1 protein-coding gene is annotated in these 1,527 nt (G+C 38.8%); it reads right to left on the bottom strand.

The window, feature by feature from the left end:
• Window positions 1–54 precede the first annotated feature (54 nt).
• On the bottom strand, window positions 55–1,266 hold the full coding sequence (locus tag EKM67_RS10655) for an IS110 family RNA-guided transposase (RefSeq protein WP_125578951.1): 1,212 nt from the start codon (window positions 1,264–1,266) through the stop codon (window positions 55–57).
• Window positions 1,267–1,527 lie beyond the last annotated feature (261 nt).

Here is a 1,527-nt window from a genome sequence, read left to right as displayed (position 1 = left end):
CCTCAGCTGTAATTTTTTTTCGGAGGTGCTATACTTTACTTAAATGAATGACGATTAGAGTTCGGCGAGGAACATCTTTGAATCGTACAATTCATTGTATTTGATTAGGTGATATATGGTTCTAATCAGGCGGCTCATAGCTGCTATGGCAATCTTCTTGGTGCGTATGGCACTAGAAGATTGCTTTTTTTGTTCGTAAGCCACACTGACGTTTGAAGGATGATATTTAGAAGTACTGATCATATTTAGAATTGTTTTGAAGAGAATCTTACGTGCGTAAGCATTCCCGCGTTTACGGATATGTTGAGCCATTTCAAAATCACCAGATTGATATTGAATCAGATCAATTCCAATATATGCATTGATCGCGTTAGCACTATGGAATCTGCGGATATCACCTAATTCAGCGATAACGCAAACAGTGGTTTTAACGCCAAATCCAGGAATTGATTGAAGAATTTCAAACTCCGGCAAGCTCTTTGCTAGAGTTTCCATCTGTTGAATGATTTCTGCTTTGTGCTCACTGATACGCTCAACCTCTTGCGCTAACTGCTTCACTGCAGTAACCGCATAAGCATCTTTCCTTACAGCTGGAGCTGAATTCAGGGCCAAGTTTCTTAAGCGCTCTGCGAGTGCTGTGGCTCTTAATACACTCATATTCTTAGGCGTCGCATTTAAGAGGCTAGCTGATAGATCGGCGATAGTAAGTTCTAAGACCAAATCTGGATGTGAAAACTGCTGTACGACGTGCCAATAAAGTGCACTATCAGTAGTACTCATGAACTTTTCAATCTCCGGAAAAGTAATCTGTAGTTTTTGATGTAGCCTGTTTTTAGCTCTAACAATATCTTCATTGAACTCTTGATAGGATCGTTCCATATCACGTAGTTCACTATAAATCTGTTGTTCTTGGAAGGTTGGGGCATAATGATGTTGATTCATTGCCTGAGCTAAGGCAACTGCATCTAGTTGATCATTCTTATTGTGACGGAAACTATCCATATCCTTTTTAGCGGCTAATGGATTAATTTCAGTGTATGACCAATTATTTCGCTGAAGGAACGCACGTAAAGTGCGTGAATAGACTCCTGATGACTCAAAAATAACTTGTGGATTCTTGAAATGATTCAACGCATCACCCAAACGTTTAAAACCATCTCGTGTATGAGTAATCTTAAATTCATCGACTACTTTGCCATTGATTACAATGGCAATATTTGATTTGTGCTTACTAACATCTACTCCAAAAACAATTTGTGTATCCATTCCAAACACCACCTAATAGAAATTGTCTTCATCGTTCCACTCATCCCAATTTTCAATACACGGCTTCAAAGAGCCAACAGACTTCGAGCGAGTTTATCGGTAGACCAATGAAGTTGTCATTTTTATTTACGGCGTCATCAGATAATGCGTCAAAAAGCACTACGGCATGTCAACTTCATAACCACTTTACTTCAAAACAAAGAAAAGTGGTGAATCATAATTCCGTCGAATTATGATTCACCACTAATGTTAGTCAGTTTT

Source organism: Lapidilactobacillus mulanensis, assembly GCF_003946215.1.
Lineage (GTDB): Bacteria > Bacillota > Bacilli > Lactobacillales > Lactobacillaceae > Lapidilactobacillus > Lapidilactobacillus mulanensis.
Note: the sequence above shows the minus strand (reverse complement) of the source record. Positions and strands in the feature narration are given on the sequence as shown.

Coding starts and splice junctions, on each gene's coding strand:
- EKM67_RS10655 (WP_125578951.1), bottom strand. CDS start 1,266: ATGGATACACAAATTGTTTTTGGAGTAGATGTTAGTAAGCACAAATCA.